The organism is Hyphomicrobium album, assembly GCF_009708035.1.
GTDB classification, from domain to species: domain Bacteria; phylum Pseudomonadota; class Alphaproteobacteria; order Rhizobiales; family Hyphomicrobiaceae; genus Hyphomicrobium_A; species Hyphomicrobium_A album.
The window spans coordinates 135,992-154,530 of sequence record NZ_WMBQ01000001.1 but is presented as its reverse complement, the minus strand read 5'-3'; the positions used below and the strand labels follow the sequence as shown (position 1 = coordinate 154,530).

19 protein-coding genes are annotated in these 18,539 nt (G+C 65.9%); 9 read left to right on the top strand and 10 right to left on the bottom strand.

From position 1 onward, the window contains the following. Positions 1 to 102 precede the first annotated feature (102 nt). Positions 103 to 1,584, bottom strand: a complete 1,482-nt coding sequence (locus GIW81_RS00555; RefSeq protein WP_154737410.1) for a FecR family protein — start codon at positions 1,582 to 1,584, stop codon at positions 103 to 105. A gap of 355 nt (positions 1,585 to 1,939) precedes the next feature. Between GIW81_RS00555 and GIW81_RS00550 the strand changes: the two genes are divergently transcribed. Next, complete coding sequence (locus GIW81_RS00550) at positions 1,940 to 3,169, top strand: aminotransferase class V-fold PLP-dependent enzyme (protein WP_154737409.1); 1,230 nt, start codon at positions 1,940 to 1,942, stop codon at positions 3,167 to 3,169. A 68-nt stretch (positions 3,170 to 3,237) separates the two neighbouring features. Here the strand turns inward: GIW81_RS00550 and GIW81_RS00545 are convergent, their stop codons facing one another. After that, positions 3,238 to 4,176 carry an SDR family NAD(P)-dependent oxidoreductase gene (locus GIW81_RS00545; protein WP_154737408.1) on the bottom strand — a complete coding sequence of 313 codons (939 nt, stop codon included), beginning with the start codon at positions 4,174 to 4,176 and terminating at the stop codon, positions 3,238 to 3,240. A gap of 89 nt (positions 4,177 to 4,265) precedes the next feature. Here GIW81_RS00545 and GIW81_RS00540 point away from each other — a divergent pair, with 89 nt between their 5' ends. Next, positions 4,266 to 4,526 (top strand): GlsB/YeaQ/YmgE family stress response membrane protein, encoded by a 261-nt coding sequence (locus GIW81_RS00540; RefSeq protein WP_154737407.1) that lies wholly within the window; start codon positions 4,266 to 4,268, stop codon positions 4,524 to 4,526. Between the two features lie 36 nt (positions 4,527 to 4,562). Here GIW81_RS00540 and GIW81_RS00535 read toward each other — a convergent pair whose 3' ends face one another. After that, complete coding sequence (locus GIW81_RS00535) at positions 4,563 to 5,879, bottom strand: NAD(P)/FAD-dependent oxidoreductase (protein ID WP_154737406.1); 1,317 nt, start codon at positions 5,877 to 5,879, stop codon at positions 4,563 to 4,565. A 120-nt stretch (positions 5,880 to 5,999) separates the two neighbouring features. Between GIW81_RS00535 and GIW81_RS00530 the strand changes: the two genes are divergently transcribed. Beyond that, complete coding sequence (locus tag GIW81_RS00530) at positions 6,000 to 6,446, top strand: thiosulfate oxidation carrier protein SoxY (protein WP_154737405.1); 447 nt, start codon at positions 6,000 to 6,002, stop codon at positions 6,444 to 6,446. Positions 6,447 to 6,456: 10 nt separating this feature from the next. Next, the gene (gene soxZ / locus GIW81_RS00525) at positions 6,457 to 6,783 is read left to right on the top strand and encodes a thiosulfate oxidation carrier complex protein SoxZ (RefSeq protein WP_229309051.1); all 327 of its coding nucleotides are present in this window, start codon (positions 6,457 to 6,459) and stop codon (positions 6,781 to 6,783) included. Here the strand turns inward: soxZ and GIW81_RS18755 are convergent. Then, positions 6,780 to 7,532 (bottom strand): hypothetical protein, encoded by a 753-nt coding sequence (locus tag GIW81_RS18755; RefSeq protein WP_195930288.1) that lies wholly within the window; start codon positions 7,530 to 7,532, stop codon positions 6,780 to 6,782. The two genes, soxZ and GIW81_RS18755, sit on opposite strands and share 4 nt — an antisense overlap. Before the next feature lie 162 nt (positions 7,533 to 7,694). Here GIW81_RS18755 and GIW81_RS00515 point away from each other — a divergent pair, with 162 nt between their 5' ends. Then, positions 7,695 to 8,138 carry a pseudoazurin gene (locus GIW81_RS00515; protein WP_154737404.1) on the top strand — a complete coding sequence of 148 codons (444 nt, stop codon included), beginning with the start codon at positions 7,695 to 7,697 and terminating at the stop codon, positions 8,136 to 8,138. A 102-nt stretch (positions 8,139 to 8,240) separates the two neighbouring features. On the opposite strand, the gene GIW81_RS00510 is transcribed toward GIW81_RS00515, so the two are convergent. After that, positions 8,241 to 10,187 carry an ABCB family ABC transporter ATP-binding protein/permease gene (locus tag GIW81_RS00510; RefSeq protein WP_154737403.1) on the bottom strand — a complete coding sequence of 649 codons (1,947 nt, stop codon included), beginning with the start codon at positions 10,185 to 10,187 and terminating at the stop codon, positions 8,241 to 8,243. Positions 10,188 to 10,291: 104 nt separating this feature from the next. Beyond that, positions 10,292 to 12,016 (bottom strand): hypothetical protein, encoded by a 1,725-nt coding sequence (locus GIW81_RS00505; RefSeq protein WP_154737402.1) that lies wholly within the window; start codon positions 12,014 to 12,016, stop codon positions 10,292 to 10,294. 254 nt (positions 12,017 to 12,270) lie between these two features. On the opposite strand from GIW81_RS00505, the gene GIW81_RS00500 reads away from it, so the two are divergent. After that, on the top strand, positions 12,271 to 12,903 hold the full coding sequence (locus GIW81_RS00500; RefSeq protein WP_154737401.1) for an LOG family protein: 633 nt from the start codon (positions 12,271 to 12,273) through the stop codon (positions 12,901 to 12,903). Between the two features lie 12 nt (positions 12,904 to 12,915). On the opposite strand, the gene GIW81_RS00495 is transcribed toward GIW81_RS00500, so the two are convergent. Both GIW81_RS00495 and GIW81_RS19165 read right to left on the bottom strand, forming a co-directional pair. Next, complete coding sequence (locus GIW81_RS00495) at positions 12,916 to 13,464, bottom strand: disulfide bond formation protein B (protein ID WP_324614848.1); 549 nt, start codon at positions 13,462 to 13,464, stop codon at positions 12,916 to 12,918. A 13-nt stretch (positions 13,465 to 13,477) separates the two neighbouring features. Beyond that, positions 13,478 to 13,636: a DUF5993 family protein gene (locus GIW81_RS19165; RefSeq protein ID WP_324614847.1), complete on the bottom strand. Its 159-nt coding sequence runs from the start codon at positions 13,634 to 13,636 to the stop codon at positions 13,478 to 13,480. Between the two features lie 33 nt (positions 13,637 to 13,669). Between GIW81_RS19165 and GIW81_RS00490 the strand changes: the two genes are divergently transcribed. Both GIW81_RS00490 and meaB read left to right on the top strand, forming a co-directional pair. After that, entirely contained in the window at positions 13,670 to 14,653 is a 984-nt protein-coding gene (locus tag GIW81_RS00490) for a zinc metalloprotease HtpX (RefSeq protein WP_195930286.1), read from the top strand. Positions 14,654 to 14,735: 82 nt separating this feature from the next. Further along, positions 14,736 to 15,710 (top strand): methylmalonyl Co-A mutase-associated GTPase MeaB, encoded by a 975-nt coding sequence (meaB, locus tag GIW81_RS00485; protein WP_154737398.1) that lies wholly within the window; start codon positions 14,736 to 14,738, stop codon positions 15,708 to 15,710. Between the two features lie 65 nt (positions 15,711 to 15,775). Here the strand turns inward: meaB and GIW81_RS00480 are convergent, their stop codons facing one another. After that, on the bottom strand, positions 15,776 to 16,051 hold the full coding sequence (locus GIW81_RS00480) for a hypothetical protein (protein ID WP_195930284.1): 276 nt from the start codon (positions 16,049 to 16,051) through the stop codon (positions 15,776 to 15,778). Positions 16,052 to 16,296: 245 nt separating this feature from the next. Continuing rightward, a complete protein-coding gene (locus GIW81_RS00475; protein ID WP_154737397.1) occupies positions 16,297 to 16,443 on the bottom strand; it encodes a hypothetical protein in 147 nt (48 codons plus the stop codon). A gap of 331 nt (positions 16,444 to 16,774) precedes the next feature. Here GIW81_RS00475 and GIW81_RS00470 point away from each other — a divergent pair, with 331 nt between their 5' ends. Continuing rightward, complete coding sequence (locus GIW81_RS00470) at positions 16,775 to 18,268, top strand: peptide MFS transporter (RefSeq protein ID WP_154737396.1); 1,494 nt, start codon at positions 16,775 to 16,777, stop codon at positions 18,266 to 18,268. Positions 18,269 to 18,539: the final 271 nt, after the last annotated feature.

The window sequence follows — 18,539 nt, the reverse complement described above, 5'->3', positions numbered from 1 at the left end:
ACACATAGGAACGAGCGAAACGTCATGTGGGGTTCGGCTATCGGCGTGTCCCGCTCGCCGCCATGTTGCCCATTGGCCACTAAACGTTACAAGCGGGTGCCGTCAGTCCTTCTTGAAGCGCTTGAACTTGTCGAACTTCAGCTTGTCGAGCTTCTGCTTGATGTTCTTCAGCTTGTCGCCCGAGTTGCCCTGGCTCAGCTTGGTGCAGTTCGGCTGGCGGCCGGCATAGCCTTTCGGGCACTTGTCGAAAGTCACCTTCGTGCATTTCGGCGGCCGGCCCGTGTAGCCCTTCGGGCAGTGGATCGGCGGCAGCTTCCGGCAGTTCGGCGGCTCGCCGACGTAACCCTTCGGGCAATTGCCAGGCAGCTTCACGCAGAGCGGCGGCTTGCCGGCGTAACCCTTGGGACAGCCGCCGTCGGGTACAACGCAGCGCTTGCCCGTCCACCGCCAGCCTTTCCTGAGGCAATCGGCCTTCGGATCTTTCGGCGGGTCGGTCGGCTTGGCTTTGCACACGTAGGCATTCCGCCCGGTCTGATGACGGGTCGTGCCGGAGGGGCACGTGCAGCGCCAGCGCGGAGGTAACGTCTTCAACATGATGACGGTGCCCCCGGTGCACTCCGGCTTCGGCGACGGAGAGGGGTCATGCGAGGGCGGCGCCACGGGATGCGCGCAGTAGATGACGCGGTCGCCGCGGCGGCGCGGCTTCACGCGCCAGCCCTTGTCGCTCCAGGCCCTCGGAACTTCCCTCCAGCCGTTCCAGCACTTCAGCGGCGTGGTTGGCGGCGTCACCGGCGGCGGCTGCGTGGTACCCCCACCGTCGCTCGCTTCCTCGACGTCTTCGTCCTTGCCACCGGCGGGCGGATCGGGAACATCGCCACCGACGATGTCCTCCGGCGTGAAGACGGGGTCCGGTTCAAAGGACGGCGGCTCGACGACGAATGGAAATGCCGCTTCGAACGGCTCGCCGTCTTTCTGCAAGCTTGCCCACTTCACGGGGTTGCCGACATCGCCCTCCGGCGTGATGCGAATGAGCTTGCCCGGCTCGTCGTGCAGGCTGCAGTCCCCCCGGTCATTGCAGACCTCGATGGCGCCTTCGATGAGCAGCAGCCACGATAGGCCGCTCGTCTGAACGTAGACGTCGAAGATCGTGCCGCGCACCGTGATCGACGCCGAGGGGGTGCGAATGACGTAGGCCGGCTTGACCGCTGCGCCGGTGACGAAACGGAAGGCGCCTTTGACGAGGTTGAGCACAATGGCGCCGCCGGAGATGTCCGGGTTGTAGACGAACTCGTCGAGCAACAGCCGCGCGCCTGGGCCCAGAGCCAAGCGGGTGTCGTCGCGCAAGCGTATTTCGCCGGTGCCGTCGCCGCTCACCTCGATTAGATCGTCCTGGCGGACATTGTCCCCGGTCGCCAAGCGGCGCTGGTCGGAGGCGTACTCGGCGGTGACGACATTGACGATCCGCACCGCGGCGCCGATGTCCTCGCCCGGAGCGGCAACAGCCTGCATGCCGCTGACGAACAGCGCGGTGCCGATCAGAGCTAGTTGTCCGAGGCGCATGCCGAATGAGCCGTCCGCTATCACGCCTCATCCATAGCCGGGCGGCAAGTGGAGAGGTGTTCCCTACGGAACAGGATCGCCTTCACGGGGCATTGATGCGCCCTTACCGCTTAATTCCCCATTTGGAGCCCGCCGACGTTTGTAGGGGCTGCGCGCATTTCCCTCCCTATCGAAGTCACCTCCAGCAATCGTCAGCGTCCGCCGTTCGTCGCGGTCCGCCCTCGCTGCTGCACTGCGGAAAGTCGTGCCGGTCCCATTGCGTCGCACCGAGAGCCCCGTTTCTAGCCTTGCCCGCGGTGCCGGGTCTGCCTTAATTTCCGCCGACGCTGTCATGGGCAAGCATGATAAACGCCCGCGCGGGAGCAATCGGAGGACGCTAATGAAGATCTACCCGACCCTAGAAATCCCTGAGACCCTCGCGGCCGGCCCCGGCCCCGGCAATACGGACCCGCGCGTGCTCGAGCGCTTCGCCAAGACCGGCGTCGCCGACCACATGCAGAAGGACGTGGTCCGCGGCATGCTCGAAGCCAAGGAAATGCTGCGCGATCTGTGGGGCACCAAGAACGTCTACACCTACGGCGTCGCCGGCACCGGCTTTTCCGGCCTCGACGTCGTGCTGTCGCTGATCCTGCCGGGCGACAAGGTCGTCGCCTTCCCGAACGGCACGTTCTCGGGCATCGACTCGCTCACCATCCGCATGAAGGCCTCGACGGCCGAGGAGCTTGCCGCCGACTCGCTCAACCCGAAGCCGGCGAGCGTGACCATCGTCGAGACGCCGCACGGCCAGTCCGTGACCGGCGAGACGGTCGAAAAGGCGCTGGCACAGCATAAGCCGCTGTTTGCCTTCATGGCGCACTGGGAGACGGGCTCGGGCCGCATCAACGACCTCAAGGGCTTCTCCGACGCCTGCGTGAAGCACGGCGTGATGGGCATCGTCGACGCGGTGTCGAGCCTCGGCGTCGCCGACTTCAACATCGACGACTATCCGGGCGTCGTCGCCTGGGCCTCGTGTCCGCAGAAGGGCGTGCTGTCGCTGCCGCTGACCTACGCTCCTGTCAGCTTCACCGACAAAGCCATCGAGATGGTGAAGAAGCGCGGCTGCCGCACCTACGTGCATCACCCGATCCTCGACGCCCGTCACTGGGGCATCGTTGACGGCAAGGACGTGCCGAACGCGGTCTATCATCAGACGCACTCGTGCTACGCGGTCGCTGCCTTCCACGAGGCACTGCGCATCATCCTCACCTACGGTCGTCGCCGCAAGGCTTCCGACTACGCCTACCACGAGAAGGCGCTGCGGCAGGCCGTCGAGAGCATGGGCTGCGACGTGACGTCGAACATGACGAGCCTCGTCGTGCTCAACCTGCCGGGCGCCCTGAAGGGCAAAGAGAAGGATCTCGTCGCCGGTGCCCGCGCCAAGGGGTTCGGCATCTGGCCGACGCTGTCGGAGCCGGTGCAGGTCCGCATCGGCATCCTGAACCAGCTATCGCCGGAGCAGATCAACGAGATCGTCAGCCGCTTTGCCGACGCGATGATCGAAATGGGCGCCACCGTCGACAAGGCGCAGGTGTTGAGCGGCCTGAAGAAGTACTACGCCCAGGCCGCGTAAGCCGAGCGTGCAAAGCATAGAGACGCCCGCGCACATTGAGTGCGCGGGCGTTTCGTTTTCGGAGCGCTCTAACGGCGACTCCCCGTCGATCGGGCGAGCCTCAGCGCCCCGCGACGCGCTCGAGTGCCGGATACCGGCCGCGCACGCGGCTTCATCAGCCAATCGACCATCGGTAGCAAAATCTCGTAAGGCATGGCCCGCGCCGACCAGGCAATGAAGCTGTTGACGATGCCGGGCACCACGACGCGCCGGCCCATGCGATAGGACCGCCACGCGAGCCTAGCCATGCGCTCCGCGGAGGCGCTCGGCAGCAGTGCCCGGTAGAAGGTGTTCGACGCATTCATCTTGCGGTGGATGCGCGTTTCTACGGGGCCGCAGGCGATGGCGCAGACGCGCACGCCCTCGCCGGCGCATTCGCCCCCGATCGCGGCGGTCAGCGATAGGACGAAGGCTTTGCTGGCAAAGTAAGGCGCCTGCCAGGGGCCCGGTGTGAAAGCGGCAAGCGAAGCGAGGTTCATGATGCCGCCGCGGGCGCGCGCCCGCATGGCCGGCAGATAGTGGCGCGTCAGCCGCGTGACGGCGGCGACGTTGGTCTCGACCAGTTCGTCGAGCTGCTCCGGCGCGAGGTCGGTGAAGTTGCCGCCGATGCCGATGCCGGCGTTATTGACCAGGACGTCGAGATAGAGCCCGTGCCGGGCGAGTAACGCGTCGAGGAGTGCGGGGGCATCCTTTTGTCCGACGTCGAGAGGCTCGGCGATGACGGTCGCATTTGGATACGCGCTTTGCAGGTCGTCGCCAGCCTCGGCGAGGACCTCTTCCGTCCGCGCCAGGAGGACGATGGCCCGGCCTTCGCGGGCGATGCGCCGCGCCAGGGCGAAACCCAGACCTTCCGAGGCGCCGGTCACGACTGTCGCGGGCCTCAGGCCTTCGACAGCGGCGACTGCAATTAGGTCAGGCGCCGCCCTGCGGCGCACCCACATGTCGCCGATCTTGAGAAGGATATCCATGCGAGCCCGCGCAATGTTGCAGCCGCTTAAGCAACGCACGAGCCGCTCCAAACGTTCGCAGGTGGGACGCGTGGCAACGGAGATGGGATTTGCTCGGGTTTGAGAATCTTTTGACTTGGATCCTCATCGGCGCCGTTTCGGGCTGGCTCGCCGGCCTCATCGTCGAGGGCTACGGCTTCGGGCTGCTCGGCAACATAGTTGTCGGAACCCTCGGCGCAGGCATCGCCGGGGCGGGCGTTTGGGCGCTCGGCATCCACATCGAGACAACGCTCGGCAACATCATCGCCGTCACCGCCGGCGCCGTTGCGCTGCTGCTCGTCGCCGGTTTGGTGCGCTGGCCCTCCGGCTAGCCCGGGCGAGGACCATCACAAACACCGCTTGGATCGCTATCCCTTGTGGGTCAGTGCCGTATTGTCGTTGAAGGCATCGGCGATGATGGCGTGATACCAGGCGAGACCTTCAGCATAGTTTTTGCGGCGGACCTCGGCCGTCTCGCCCTTCTGTGAAACGAAGGGATGGTCCGGAACCAGGATCTGTTTGCCGTCGTGCTCCCCCGGCGTGTAGTCGGCGCCGATCTTGATGGAGTCTTCGGCAGCGAGAAGCGACCAGCAGGTGTTGCGATAGCGCGGGATAGCGGGATCGCTCCCGGCGAGTGCAGCCAGGATGTCGGCGGCGACGACCTTGCCGTGGCTATTGGCCGTGTAGGCGGACTTCGGCATCTCGACTGCGATGGCCGCGTCGCCGATGACGTAGACGCCATCGACTTTCGCCGAGGCGAAGTTCTCCGGCTTGATCGGACACCAGGCACCCTCGGCGCAGCCGGCAGAAATGGCGATGGCGCCGGCCGTCTGCGGCGGGATGACGTTGACCACGGCGCCCTTGAGCTTCGTGCCGGATGCCGTCTCGACTTGCATCGCCTTCGGGTCGACCCTCACGACGCGGAAATCGTCGATCTCGTTCGTGAGGTTCAGGTCGATGATGCCGGCGTAGTAGCGTTCGAACGCCTCCTCGAAGGCGCCCTGCTTGGAAAACGTCGGCTTGGCATCGAAGATGACCAGCTTCGACTTCGGCTTATGCGTCTTTAGGTAGTGCGCGATCATGCAGGCCCGCTCGTATGGTCCCGGCGGGCAGCGGTACGGATTGCCCGGTACCGTCATGATGACGACGCCGCCGTCCTCCATCGCCTCGAGCTGGCGCATCAGCAGGAGCGTCTGCGGCCCCGCCTTCCAGGCGTGCGGCATGATCTCTGATGCCGCGGCCGAGTAGCCCTCGATAGCGTCGTACTTGAAGTCGATGCCGGGTGAGAGCACCAGCCGGTCGTAGGGCAGCGTGGTCCCGACAGCGGTATTGACGGCTTTCTTGCCCGCATCGATGCCGGTGGCCGTGTCGGTGACGACGTTGATGCCGAGCTTCTTCAAGCCGTCATAGGAGTGCTGCAGAGACGCGAAGCTGCGGAAGCCGCCGAAGAAATGGTTGGAGTTGAAGCAAGACGTATAAATCGGACGCTGCTCGACGATCGTCACGTCGATCTGCGGCGCCTCGGTCTTGATGATGCGCGCGACGGTTCCGCCACCTGCCCCGCCACCGACGATGACGACCTTGGCGCCACCCTTCGCCAATGCCGGGGCGGCGATCCAACGGGGCGAGGCCGCCGCCAACGCCGTTCCCCCGAGGAGCTGCCCGAACTCCCTGCGATCTATCATTCTGGTGCCTTTTGCCGGCCCTTCGTTGCCGGTATCGTACTCTGGGCGACGAAGCCCGGGCAACAAGCGGTTGGGTTTGTGACTCGAGGAAATACTAAGGTGCTAGACCGGCGCACGTTTATGCTGACCGCAGGCGCGGCCACCCTCCTCATGGCGCGTGTCGATAGTCTCCGCGCAGCCGCGCCAGAAGATGTCGCCACCGAGAGCGCCGAGTTCAAAGCGGCGTTCGACGCTCTTGTCGGAAAGTCGGCACCCCAGAGCAGCGGCCTGACATTCGACCTACCGGATCAAGTCGAGAACGGCGACTATGTGCCCGTGGCGCTCGCGGTCGACAGCCCGATGACGGCTGAAAGCAACGTCAGAGCCGTGCATATCCTGTCGACAGCCAACCCGCGCGCCGCGGTGGCAACATTCCGCTTCACTCTCCTGTCGGGAAAAGCGCAGGTGACGAGCCGCATGCGCCTCGCCAAGACGCAGGACGTCGTCGCCGTCGCCGAGCTGAGCGACGGTCGCATCCTCGTCACGCGCCGCAAGGTCAGCGTGAAGGTCGGGGGCTGCGGAATATGAGGACCACGCGATGATGAAGAAGCCGCCGCGCATCAAGCTGCCAGAGGCGATCAATCCGGGTCAGATCATCGAGGTCAAGACGCTCGCCACGCACGTCATGGAGACGGGCAACCGCAAGGACGGCACGGGCAAGATAATCCCGCGCAACATCATCCACACCTTCACGGCGACCTTCGAAGGCGAGGAAGTGTTCTCCGCGACGCTCGGCTCGGGCATCGCCGCCAATCCCTACATCGCCTTTTTCATGAAGGTGCCGGGTCCCGGCACGCTGACGCTGACCTGGCTCGATGACGCCGGCACAACGACAGTCGAAAAGGTCCCGCTCAGCGTCGCCTAGCGCGGCGCGTCGGGCGGCGGGAGACGGCGCGGCTCGGTCGTCCGCAACGAGGCGATGCGTGCACCGAGCGCCTGTGCAGAATGGCGCAACCACTCGCGCACCCGCATCATGCGCGGGCGAACATCGTGCCACGCGGCATCGAGGCGTGGGCGCAGCTGCCGCCAGCTTGCGCGCAGGTAGTTGCTCACCCGCCATTTGACGATACGTCCGTAACGCCAAGCCCACGAGGCACGGATGCGCGCGAACAGCGCCTCCTGCCAGGGCACGAAGATCTCGTAGGCGCGCGCAAACCATTCGATCTGCATCAGCGCTGGCCTGGTCAGCAGGAAGATGCGGGCGATGAGCGCGGTCGAGGCGAGCTTGGCGGCGACGATCACGATCGTCGCGCTGACGATGTGGCCGGTCGCCAGCAAAAACACACCGAGCAGCTTGGCGGGAATGAGAATGGCGCTCGGCACCCCGAGCGCCAGAAGCGCCCCGTAGGGGGGCAGTCCCGCGATCCACAGCTCCGTTCTCGCCCACAAGGGGAAGCGCGCGAGCTGAGCAACAAGATTCGATAGCGGGCGCCATCCCCACTCCTCGAACAGCAGGATCAGCGCGGCGAGAACGTTGAGCGCAAGGACGAGCGCCGGCCGGATGAGGTCCCAAGCAATCAGCAGCGTTCGGCCGATCAGCGTCGCCAGACGGGCAACGGCATCGCCCAATTGACGCGCTTGCACCTCGATCCAGAGCTTGAGTTGCTCCGACATTCCACCGTCCTGCCTGCTGCCGCACCAGTTCTAGATCAACGGGCCTGCTGTCAGCCTAACGTGGTAATTGGACCCGGAACCTATGCCCGCGACATGTTGGCCGCATTGACGGGCGGACTCTATTTCTATACTTTCGCGGTATAGAAATGATGGGGACGCCTGATGAAGTTCGTGACGCTCACTTCCATCGCCGCGCTTACGGTCGCGCTGAGCAGCTTTGCCGCGCTCGCCGCCGAACACGAGATCAAGATCAAGAACACCAACGGCAAGGGCAAATTCATGGTGTTCGAACCCGACTTCCTGAAGGTGGCGCCGGGCGACACGGTGAAGTTCGTGCTCGTGGACAAGAACCACAACGCCGAGGCGATTACTGAAGTCTGGCCGGAGGGCGTCGAACCGCTGAAGGGGGAGATGAACCAGGACGCCGAGTTCGTCGTGGAGAAGCCCGGATTCTACGGCATCAAGTGCCACCCGCACTTCACGATGGGCATGGTGGCGCTGATCGTCGCCGGCGAGCCGACCAACAAGGCCCAGCTCGATGCTTTCAAGGCCCCGGGTGGCGCCAAGAAGCGTTGGGACGAGCTGGTGAAGCAGATCACGCCGTAGGGCGAGAGATTGGGTTGACGACGATCCCTGGATGGCAACCCGTTCGCCGTCTACCCGAAAGCCGGCCGTCCCCCAGGCGGCCGGCTACTCTTTTGCGCAGCCCTACTTCGCCGTCATGAGCCGAATATCCTCGGCGCGCAGCGCGCCTTCCCGCTCGGCATCCTCGAGAACATGCGCCAGCTCCTCGCGGGCCTTCTCCGCCTGTCGCTGCCGCGTCCATAGGCTGGCATAGAGCCCGCCCTTGTGCATCAGCTCCGCGTGCGTGCCCTGCTCGACGAGCCGTCCCTTGTCGATGACAAGGATGTTGTCGGCGTGCACGATGGTCGATAGCCGGTGGGCGATGACGAGTGAGGTGCGGTTGCGCGCCACCTGATCGAGCGCGTCCTGTATCTCTTTCTCGGTATGGCTGTCGAGCGCGCTGGTCGCCTCGTCGAGGATGAGGATCGGTGGTCCCTTGAGAATCGTCCGGGCAATGGCGACGCGCTGCTTCTCGCCGCCAGACAGCTTTAGGCCGCGCTCGCCGACCATCGTTTTATAGCCATCGGGAAGCGTCCGTATGAAGGTATCGATCTGCGCCAGACGTGCCGCGGCGTAGACCTCTTCGTCGGTCGCTTCCGGGCGCCCATACTTGACGTTGTAGAAGATCGTGTCGTTGAAGAGCACGCTGTCTTGCGGCACGACGCCGATGGCGGCGCGTAGGCTCTTCTGCGTAACGTCGCGAATGTCCTGCCCGTCGATTGTCACCCTGCCGCTTTCGATGTCGTAGAAGCGGAAGAGGATGCGGCCGATCGTCGACTTGCCGGCGCCCGAGGGACCGACGATCGCCACCATCTTGCCGGCGGGAATCGCGAACGAGACGTCCTTCAGCACCTGGCGGCTGCCCGCGTCGTAGGCGAACGTCACGTGATCGAAGCGGATCTCGCCCTTGTCCACCACGAGCGGCTTGGCGCCGGGCCGATCCTTGATCTCCGGCCGCTCGCCGAGCAGCGCGAACATGGCCTCGAGATCGACGAGCCCCTGCTTGATCTCGCGATACACCATGCCCAAGAAATTCAGCGGCATGTAGAGCTGGATCAGCAGCGCGTTGATCATCACGAACTCGCCGACCGAATGCGTGCCCGCGACGATGCCTTGCGCGGCGAGCAGCATGCACGCCGTCATGCCGACCGTGAAGATCAGCATCTGGCCGGTATTGAGTATTCCGAGCGAGCGGAAGGTCTTGATGGCCGCCTGCTCGTAACGCGCCATGGAACTGTCGAAGCGGCGTGCCTCGAGGCCCTCGTTGCCGAAGTACTTCACGGTCTCGAAGTTCAACAGGCTGTCGATCGCCTTGGTATTTGCCTCCGTATCGCTGTCGTTCATCTCCCGGCGGATGGCGATGCGGCGCTCGCTGGCGGCAAAGGTGAACCACATGTAGGCGGCGACCGTCGCGTACATGATCGCGACGTAGCGCCAATCGAAATAGTAGAGCAGCATGCCCGACACGAGCAGCAGTTCCAGCGCCGTCGGCACGACGTTCAAGATGCCCATGCGGATGATGAGCTCGACGCCACGCGTCGCCCGCTCGATGACCCGCGACAGGCCGCCCGTGCGCCGCTCGAGGTGAAAGCGCAGCGATAGCCGGTGCAGATGCTCGAATGTCCGGTTGTTGAGCTGGCGCACCGCGTTCTGGCCGACCTCGGTGAAAATGATGTCGCGCACCTGCGTCAGGCCCATCATCAGCACGCGGCCGGTGCCGTAGGCGAGAATGAGCATGCCTACGGCGAGCATCACGCTCGTGCCGGTGTCGAGGGTGCCGCCCTTGGCGGCTGCAGCCGTCAGAAGGTCGGTCGCATCCTTGTAGAATACGGGCACAGCGACGGTAACGAGCTTGGCAATGAGCAGCACGCCGAACGCGAGGACGACGCGCCGGCGCAGGTCGGGACGGTTCGCGGGCCACACCAGCGGCAGCAGGCCGATCAACGCGTCCCAATGCGACGTCCGCGCGGCGAGATAGTCCTCCTCGCGCTCGTCAGTGGGTGCGGCCGGGATCGCTGGCGGAAACGACATGAGACCTGCTTGGCTGGATGACCCGCTATTGGCATGCGGGACGCGCGCATGCAAGCGGGCGACCCAGGAGCCTCGGCCAGCGCACACTGCACGGTCGCCGCCGGCTACTCGTCGATATAGTGACGGCGCTGCCGATGGGTAAGGCGTCCGCCCCGATGCTTATAACCGTGCACACGTGGTGGTGCGTAGCCGCCCCAAATCACCCGCTTGTGCTTGCGTGGTCGGCTAAGGATGCCACCGCAGCGGCAGGCGCAACGGCGCTCGACGTGGACCGGCTCCGACGACGCCCAGCGACGCTTCCCGACGTGCGTATTGGCTCGACGTGGTTGGCGATGATTGTAGGCGCGGTGTTTCTTTCGCCCGTAGGCATAAGCCTGCTTCTTGCCGGAACGCCACGTCGTCGCCGAGCGCTTCAGCGACTTCTTCTTGGCAACGGGCGGCGGCGCCTCGGCAATGACGCTCTCCTCGCGCGCCTTGGGCGATGCCTCCGGCTCGGGCTTGGGAGCGATGGGTTTCTCGTCCTTGCCGGCGGTGGCAGTTCCCGCCGCTACCGTTGAACTCTCCTTGGCGACCGGTGGCGGCGGCGTTGCTGGTGGTGCGCTCGCAGGCGCGCCCGATGGCCTTGACGGCTTGGCGTCCGGCGCGGGCGCGGCGGGCGATGGTGCCGGCTGCACCGCGGTCACGTCGGCGCGCGCCGGTTCTTTGGCCTGCTCGGCCCGTTTCGTGCGCTCGGTCTCTTTGGCCTTTGCAGCTTCCTGCGATCGGCGCGTTGCTTCGGCCTCAATCTCGGCCTTGCGCTTGCTCTCGGCTTCCGCCTCGGCGACGGCCTTGCGCTCGGCGGCATCCGCCTCCGCAGCCTGGCGCTTGGCCTCCGCCTCGCGGCGCTTCGTCTCCTCTTCCGCGACTCGCTTGGCTTTCGCCTCGCGCGCGGCGCGGGCGTCGTCGTCCGCCTTGCGGCGTGCCTCGGCTGCAGCCTCGATCTGCCGTGCGCGAAATTCCGCTACGGCCTTGCGCTCGGCCTCGGCGGCGGCCATACGACGTTTCTCATCTTCCGCGCGACGCGCGGCGACGGCCGCCTGTTCCACATCGCGGCGCTTGGCCTCTGCCTCGGCGGCGGCGCGCTTTGCGGCTGCTGCGTCGCCTTGCTGCTTTGCTTGGCCGGTGGCTTCCGCACGTCGCTTGGCGTCGTCTTCCTCGGCCGCGCGCTTTGCCGCCAACGACCGGCTGCGTGCTTGCGCCTCTTCTTCGGCCCCGCGTTTGATCTCGTCGCCGGGTTCCGCGGCGGAGGATGGCTGCTTCGCAAGCTCGCTCGGAACCTCGGCGGCACCCGGCTCGCGTAGCGGCGTGACGATCTCGTTCCGGTACGAGCGGTTGGCGCGGGCTAGCCAGTCACGCACCATCTCGACGAGACCGCTCCAACCTTTGAGCTGCGGCGCGGGCTCTACCTCTGGTGCCGGCTCGGACTTGGGCGGCGAAGCCGGCTCGCCAGCTTTCTGGACGATGACCGTCCAACCGTTCGGGTTCTTGAGCTGCGCGATGACGACGTCGTCGTAGGACTTCTGCGCCCGGTAGAGCCAGTTCCACACCGGCGCAAACGTGCCTGTGGCCGGCGCTTGATCGCCGCTCGCGGCTTGCGATCGGGCACCCTGCGCGATCTCAACGCGCTGCCCGCCATCGAGGATGTCGGAGAAGCGTCGCGAGGCAGCGCCCGCCAGATCCTCGGCGCGCTGGCGCAGCGCCGGCGTCACTTGCGGCGGCTCGTTCTCGGCCGCGATGGCACCTTGCGTGCTGAGCATAGCCAGCACGAAGAGGGAACGCATACCCGTCATCGGCGTTTTCCCGGTCCCTGCTCCCGCCGCCCCGAACCGGCGGGATACCCGTTGTTTATGGCGGTTCTCTGAGACTGCCGCCTAGCTACGGTATCCCATTAAGCACAACTCCCGCACACCGCCAAACCGACATCAAAAAATCGGATAACGGAGCGAGGCTTGCTGCGGGGTCCGGCGGTGCTGTCACACGGCCCACGAATACCCATATTACTCCTCCCCATGCGGGGGAATTTGTTTGAAACGACGGAAGTTGAATGAGCAAAAAGCAGTTGAATGGAAAGAAGAAGACCGCGGAAGGCACGCGCAATGTGTGCGTGTACTGCGGCTCGGGGCTGGGCCTCAACCCAGCCTACAGGGAAGCGGCGCAGAAGCTCGGTGCCGCGCTCGCCGCCAATAACATCGGCCTCGTCTACGGCGGCGGCAGCCTCGGCCTCATGGGCGAGGTGGCGCGCGCCACGGTCGACCACGGCGGCCGCGTCACCGGCATTATTCCCGGCTTCCTTGTCGAGAAGGAAGCAATGATGCGCGACATCGACGAGATCATCGTCACCGAGGACATGCACCAGCGCAAACGGCTGATGTTCGATCGCTCGGATGCCTTCGTGGCGCTGCCCGGCGGCGTCGGCACACTGGAGGAACTCGTCGAGCAACTGACCTGGGTGCAGCTCGGCCGGCATACGAAGCCCGTCGTCGTCGCCAACATCGACGGCTTCTGGACGCCCTTCCTCAGCCTGCTGACCCACATGAAGGCCGACACCTTCATCCGGCCCGGTCTCGACGTGAGCTTCACGGTCGTGGATGGCGCCGAGAAGATCGTACCGGCCATCGCCGGCGCCTGGGAAAAAGTACCCGGTCCTTCCGACGAAGTGGTGCTGGCCAAGTTCTGAGGGGCGCGGCGCTCAGTTGAAAAGTTCGTAGCGCACCGGGTTCGCCGGGCAGCTGCCAAAGCCGCACTCAGCGAGGGCACTCGCCGCATTCATGGCGGTGAGCCCAATGACGAGCCACACGGCACCCTTCTCCAACGTGCCCAACCTAGGCGGCCGCTCGGTTGCCGCGAACTGACCGCCGAACGTCAGCATAACGGCGGCGGCAAGGATCGCGGCGACGAACGCGAGAAACGCCCACGTATAGAAGTGCATCCCCAGAAGCAGCGAGCCGAAGCCGGGGTCGCCCGGCATGATGTGCAGCAGGATTTGACGCGCCGCGATCGAGGCACCCATGAGCGCGGCGAGGATCGTCAGGCCGTAGTGCTGTGGCTTTGGGCCGTGCCGGATGGCGAGGACTGGACCTACGGCCAGTGCGCTAAAGGAAGCCCGTTGCAGCATGCACAGGGGGCACGGCAGCTCGCCGTAGGCAAATTGCCAGTAGAACGCAACCGCGAGCACCGCGGAAATGGCATAGAGCGCCAGCGCATTGAGGGTAATGGCGAGCTTGGGGCTGATTTCCACCGCCGAACCCTCGCTAGAGCGACAATGGGAGAGCGTCGGTGGCGTGCCGCAGGTATAGGGCTGCGACAAACACCAGGCCGGCGAAAAATACGTAGACGGCCGACGGCGCCTCATGGCGCCATGCGAGCCACATGCCCAGGGCAAAATTGAAGAAGGCGATGAAGAATTCCACGCAAAACCCCGCATTTAGGCTCTGATGCCCGGCATGAATCTCGACACCGAGCATAGCGCGAGTCGCACCTTCGAACGGGGCTTGGTCCTCGCCAATTTCGCGCAGGCGGGCGTCCTGCTGCTTGCCTTTGGCGCGCTGACGACGGCGGTGCTGTGGCCCGAATTCGGCCGTGGCGGGATTGCAATCGCAGCGGTGGCGGCGGTCGCGATCGTCCTGCTGGTGACGCGCATCCCGCCCGCGACCATGATGCAGCTTTACGGCGCGCGTCCCTACCAGGCCGGCGATCTGGCCCAGTTCGAGAACATCACCTCCGAGCTGGCGCGGCGCGCCGGCCTGCGTTCGCCGCCGCGGCTCTACGTGGTGCCGAGCATGTCCGTCAGCGCCTTCTCGTTCGGCTCATCACGGTCGTTCGCGACCGCTGTCACCGAGGGCCTGCTTCGCCGGCTCACGATGCGCGAGGTGGCCGCCCTGCTCGCCCGCGAGGCCGCGCACGCGAAGCGCGGCGATCTCCTGGTGCTCGGCATCGCCGACTTCATCGCCCGTTGCGCGCAGGCATTTTATTACGCCGGCCTCGCGCTCGCGGCCCTCAACATCCTGCGCGGCGTCAGCGGCAGCGATCCGGTGCCGTGGGCGAGCGTCCTGCTGTTGATCCTCGCACCGACGCTGATGACGGCCCTGCAGCTGGCGCTGTCGCGCACCCGCGAGATGGATGCGGATCGGGCAGCAGCGCTGCTGACCGGCGATCCACTGGGCGTCGCGTCAGCCGTGTCGCGCCTCGACGCCTCGCCCGGCAAGCCGCTCGAGGACCTGATCCCGCCGGTACCGGCCCGCAAGGTCCCGCTCCCATCGATGCTCCGGTTCGCCCCGCCGGCGGAGCGGCGCATCGCGCTGCTTAACGCGCTGCAAGCTCCCCCCATGCCGCCACTCGACATCGCCGAAGGGCCACGCATTTCGCTCATCGGCGTCGGCCCGATCGAGATGCGACCACGCTACCGCTGGCCCGGGGTGTGGTTCTAGCTGTGGTTAGAGGCGTCGTTCCGGGGGACGAGGCAGCAGGCCGCGCTTGCGCCGTCGGGCCGTTTACGCGTATCAGCCGGTGATGGCTGAGACGACAAATTCCGGGGCCAGGGAGCGCATCGAAACCGACGCTCAGGCCGCCGCACTCGTGCACAAGATGCGCGCCGGCGAGCGGCGAGCGACCGCCTTGGTGATCACCGAGCTGGAGCGGCTGTCGACTGCCGCGCCTATCCTGCTGCGCGCCATGCAGCCCTACCTCGGACATGCCCTCGTTGTCGGCTTCACCGGACCGCCCGGAGCCGGCAAGTCGACGCTCGTCAACGCCGTGATCGCGGAATTGCGCGGTGCCGGAAAAAGCGTCGGCGTCATCGCAGTCGACCCCTCGAGCCCAGTATCGGGCGGCTCCATTCTCGGCGACCGCATCCGCATGACGGCAGCGCTCGACGATGACGGCGTGTTCGTGCGCTCGTTGGCGAGCCGCGGCTACCTGGGCGGCCTGTCGCCCGCCGCGGTGCGCGTGATCGATGCGCTCGACGCCGCGGGACGCGACATCGTCCTTCTCGAAACGGTCGGCACCGGCCAGAGCGAGATCGACGTGGCCGAAGTGGCCGATGTGCGCGTGGTCATCTCCGCGCCGGGCCTGGGTGACGATATCCAGGCAATGAAGTCCGGACTGCTTGAGATCGCCGACATCATGGTCGTCAACAAGGGCGACCGGCCCGGTGCCGAGCAGACGCTACAGCAGCTCTTGGGCGCACTGTCGATCCGCGCCATGCGCCACAACAAGGTCCCGGTTCTCAAGACGACGGCAACGACCGGCGAAGGCGTGGCGGAGCTGGTCGATGCCGTCGCCGGCAAGGGGCGTGAGCTCGAAGCCGCTGGGCCGCTGGCCCGCCGTCGCCGCCGCGCACGCTATCTCATCGCCCGCGCCGCTTCGGACCTCGTCGCCGAGCGCATCCGCGCCGGGGGCGCCGCTACCCTCGACACCCTCGCGGACGAAGTTCTGGCCGGCGCCCTCGGACCGGCGGAAGCCGCGCGTCGACTTCTCGGCCAATAGGCGAACGCATGAAGGGCGCCCGCTGAGGCGCCCTCCTCGCTCACGCAGCGCTGGCAGCGCTACGCTCAGTTGTCCGGCTGATCCTTGTCTTCGCCCGACGTTCCGCGGCTCGAGCCTTCGCGCCGCACGGAGTATCCCGACTCGTCCTCGTCGGTCGGCACACGCGCTGCCGGGTTGTCATTGGCGGAGGGGTCCGTCGGCGTCGTCGCATCCGGGCCCGGAATGACGTTGGCATCGGAATTCGGATTGTCCGGCAAGCCATCGTCGGCAGCTAGAGCCGCCGTACCGAAGCAGCCGAGCGCGAATACGGCAGCAAGTGCGGAAATGGTCTTGGACTTCATGATCAATTCCCTTTCCTTGGATTTTCCACCGTAGGGCATCGGCGGCTTTTGCCTGCACAACCCAAGTCCACACGAGACCGGGTTCGCGGCGGATTCTGTCGAGCGCGCCTCAGGGCGCCAACCGCACACGCTTTGCATGGTTGGCGCGCAGTTAATTGACTGCGCGCTATTGTGTGCTTTGCGGAATGCCGGACCAAGCAAGGCCGAGCAAAGAATGAGCAACGACGTGCGCCGAGCAGTTGCGGTCAGTCTTCCCGCGTCTCGGTGTCACCGTCGCCGTGCCCCCAGGGGACGCGCTCGTACTTTCCGTTGCGAATGTCATATACGCCGTCAGGGCGATAGATCCGCACGCGGGCACGCGAGCCGTAGTTGAACGCGGAATCCTTTAGCACCGCCCTATCCTCACTGACCGCGGGCGGCACATCGGGCTCGTTTGTCAGCCAACTACGAGCAAGAGCCGAGGTCGCGGAGGCGAGGCAGATGAGAACGAATGCTCCTGCACTAGCAGGAACGGAATTGCTCTTCATTCCGCATGTTCCTTTCGCAAGCGCTTCTGCTGCCGAGCCTACCTGAGTCCCAAGAAACCTCGCCGTGGCACCGACAAAGATGCAGTGGATCAACCAGCCTGCGCGCGAATTCTTTGTGGGCGGTAAAATCGCTTGGCGCTGAGCCGCCCATCGCGGAATGTCGCTAACTAAGAGCAAATATGGGGCAATCGGCGCGATGGCAGCTCAATCCGACGGCAGCGGCGCGGCCGGACACACGCTGTTTGGGGGGCAGCCGCGCGGTCTCTCGACGCTGTTCTTCACCGAGCTGTGGGAGCGCTTTTCCTACTACGGCATGCGCGCGTTGCTCACGCTTTTCATCGTCACGCCGGTGGCGACCGGAGGGCTGGGGCTGACGCCGGTCGAAGCGGCGCGCATCTACGGCAACTACACGATGGCCGTCTATCTGCTGTCGATCCCCGGCGGCTATATCGCCGACCGCTATCTCGGCGCGCACGGCGCGGTGCTGATCGGCGGCAGCATCATCGCCCTCGGCCATTTCTCGCTCGCGGTGCCGGCGGATACCGCCTTCTACCTGGGGCTGGCGCTCGTCGCCATCGGCACCGGCCTGTTCAAACCCAACATCAGCGCCATGGTCGGCCGGCTGTACGCACCGGACGACGAGCGCCGGGACGCCGGCTTTTCGATCTTCTACATGGGCATCAACATCGGCGGCTTCCTGGCGCCGCTGATCACCGGGTTCCTCGCCCAGAGCGACACCTTCAAAACATGGCTGGCATCGGCCGGCTTCGACCCGGCGGACAGCTGGCACTGGGGATTTGGCGCCGCCGGCGTCGGCATGAGCCTCGGCCTCGTCGGCTATCTCTTGCAGCGAAACCGCCTGGCGCATGTCGGACAGCGGCCGCGCGTCGAAGCCGGCTCATGGGTTCCCAGCGTGCTCGTCGTGGCCGGAACCCTGGCGACGCTGGGGCTGACGCTGTTGTCAGACGATCCACGCTTCCAGTGGCTGCGTGCCGCGTTCCTGCTCGTGCCCGTCGCCGCCGTCGTCTGGTTCGCCATGCGCGGCGACATCGAGGGCCAGCGGCTCGCCGCGGTGTTCGTGTTCTTCATCGCCGCCATGGTCTTCTGGGCGATCTTCGAGCAAGCCGGCATCACGATCGCCCTCTTCGGCCTCGACCTGACGCGCAACGAGCTGTTCGGGTGGGCGTTCCCGGCGGCCTGGTACCAATCGCTGAACCCGTTGTTCGTAATCCTGCTCGCGCCGCTGTTCGCAGCGCTGTGGATCCGCCTCGGGCGCCGCCAGCCTGCGAGCCCGGTGAAGTTCGCGCTCGGGCTGTTCTTCCTCGGCCTCTCGTTCCTGCTCATGGTGCCGGCGGCGATGCTCACCGCCGAGGGGCGCGTCAGTCCGCTCTGGCTGGTCGGGCTGTTCTTCCTGCAGACCGTGGGCGAGCTGCTGCTCAGCCCCGTCGGCCTCAGCACCATGACCAAGCTGGCGCCGGAGCGCTTCGTCGGCCTTGTCCTCGGCGTTTGGTTCCTCGCCGCCGCGTGGGGCAACAAGCTCGCCGGGGTGCTGGGCAGCGGCTACTCGGCGCACGATCCGGGGGGGCTGGCGAGCTTCTTCCTGCAACAGGCGGCGATGGTCGGCGTCGCGACGCTCGCTTTGGTGATCCTCATCCCTTGGCTGAAGCAGCTCATGGGCGGCGTGCGCTAAGCGGCCGTTCGCGTGCTCGCGGGCCATTGGCCCCGAGGGATGTCAAAGAGCACGCGCCCACCGGCCGGCTCGCATTCTTGGCGCTGCCGATTCACGCCCGCGCTGATAGGCGCTCGGGCGATCGGAGCGCGTGCGAGTCAACGGGCATGCGCCGGCGGCCGGCTCCCCGCGGGGGAGTCGCCGGCGCAATCAAAGCGAGGGAGCGCGGGCGCCGAATGACCGCCATCCTAGTTACAAGTCCGGTGACCTTTCGGCGCCCGCGTCGGTGTGC

Coding starts and splice junctions, on each gene's coding strand:
- GIW81_RS00535 (WP_154737406.1), bottom strand. CDS start 5,879: ATGATAGATCGCAGGGAGTTCGGGCAGCTCCTCGGGGGAACGGCGTTG.
- GIW81_RS00505 (WP_154737402.1), bottom strand. CDS start 12,016: ATGACGGGTATGCGTTCCCTCTTCGTGCTGGCTATGCTCAGCACGCAA.
- GIW81_RS00470 (WP_154737396.1), top strand. CDS start 16,775: ATGGCAGCTCAATCCGACGGCAGCGGCGCGGCCGGACACACGCTGTTT.
- GIW81_RS00515 (WP_154737404.1), top strand. CDS start 7,695: ATGAAGTTCGTGACGCTCACTTCCATCGCCGCGCTTACGGTCGCGCTG.
- soxZ (WP_229309051.1), top strand. CDS start 6,457: ATGATGAAGAAGCCGCCGCGCATCAAGCTGCCAGAGGCGATCAATCCG.
- GIW81_RS00480 (WP_195930284.1), bottom strand. CDS start 16,051: ATGAAGTCCAAGACCATTTCCGCACTTGCTGCCGTATTCGCGCTCGGC.
- GIW81_RS00550 (WP_154737409.1), top strand. CDS start 1,940: ATGAAGATCTACCCGACCCTAGAAATCCCTGAGACCCTCGCGGCCGGC.
- GIW81_RS00490 (WP_195930286.1), top strand. CDS start 13,670: ATGAATCTCGACACCGAGCATAGCGCGAGTCGCACCTTCGAACGGGGC.
- meaB (WP_154737398.1), top strand. CDS start 14,736: ATGGCTGAGACGACAAATTCCGGGGCCAGGGAGCGCATCGAAACCGAC.
- GIW81_RS00530 (WP_154737405.1), top strand. CDS start 6,000: ATGCTGACCGCAGGCGCGGCCACCCTCCTCATGGCGCGTGTCGATAGT.
- GIW81_RS00510 (WP_154737403.1), bottom strand. CDS start 10,187: ATGTCGTTTCCGCCAGCGATCCCGGCCGCACCCACTGACGAGCGCGAG.
- GIW81_RS18755 (WP_195930288.1), bottom strand. CDS start 7,532: ATGTCGGAGCAACTCAAGCTCTGGATCGAGGTGCAAGCGCGTCAATTG.
- GIW81_RS00500 (WP_154737401.1), top strand. CDS start 12,271: ATGAGCAAAAAGCAGTTGAATGGAAAGAAGAAGACCGCGGAAGGCACG.
- GIW81_RS00545 (WP_154737408.1), bottom strand. CDS start 4,176: ATGGATATCCTTCTCAAGATCGGCGACATGTGGGTGCGCCGCAGGGCG.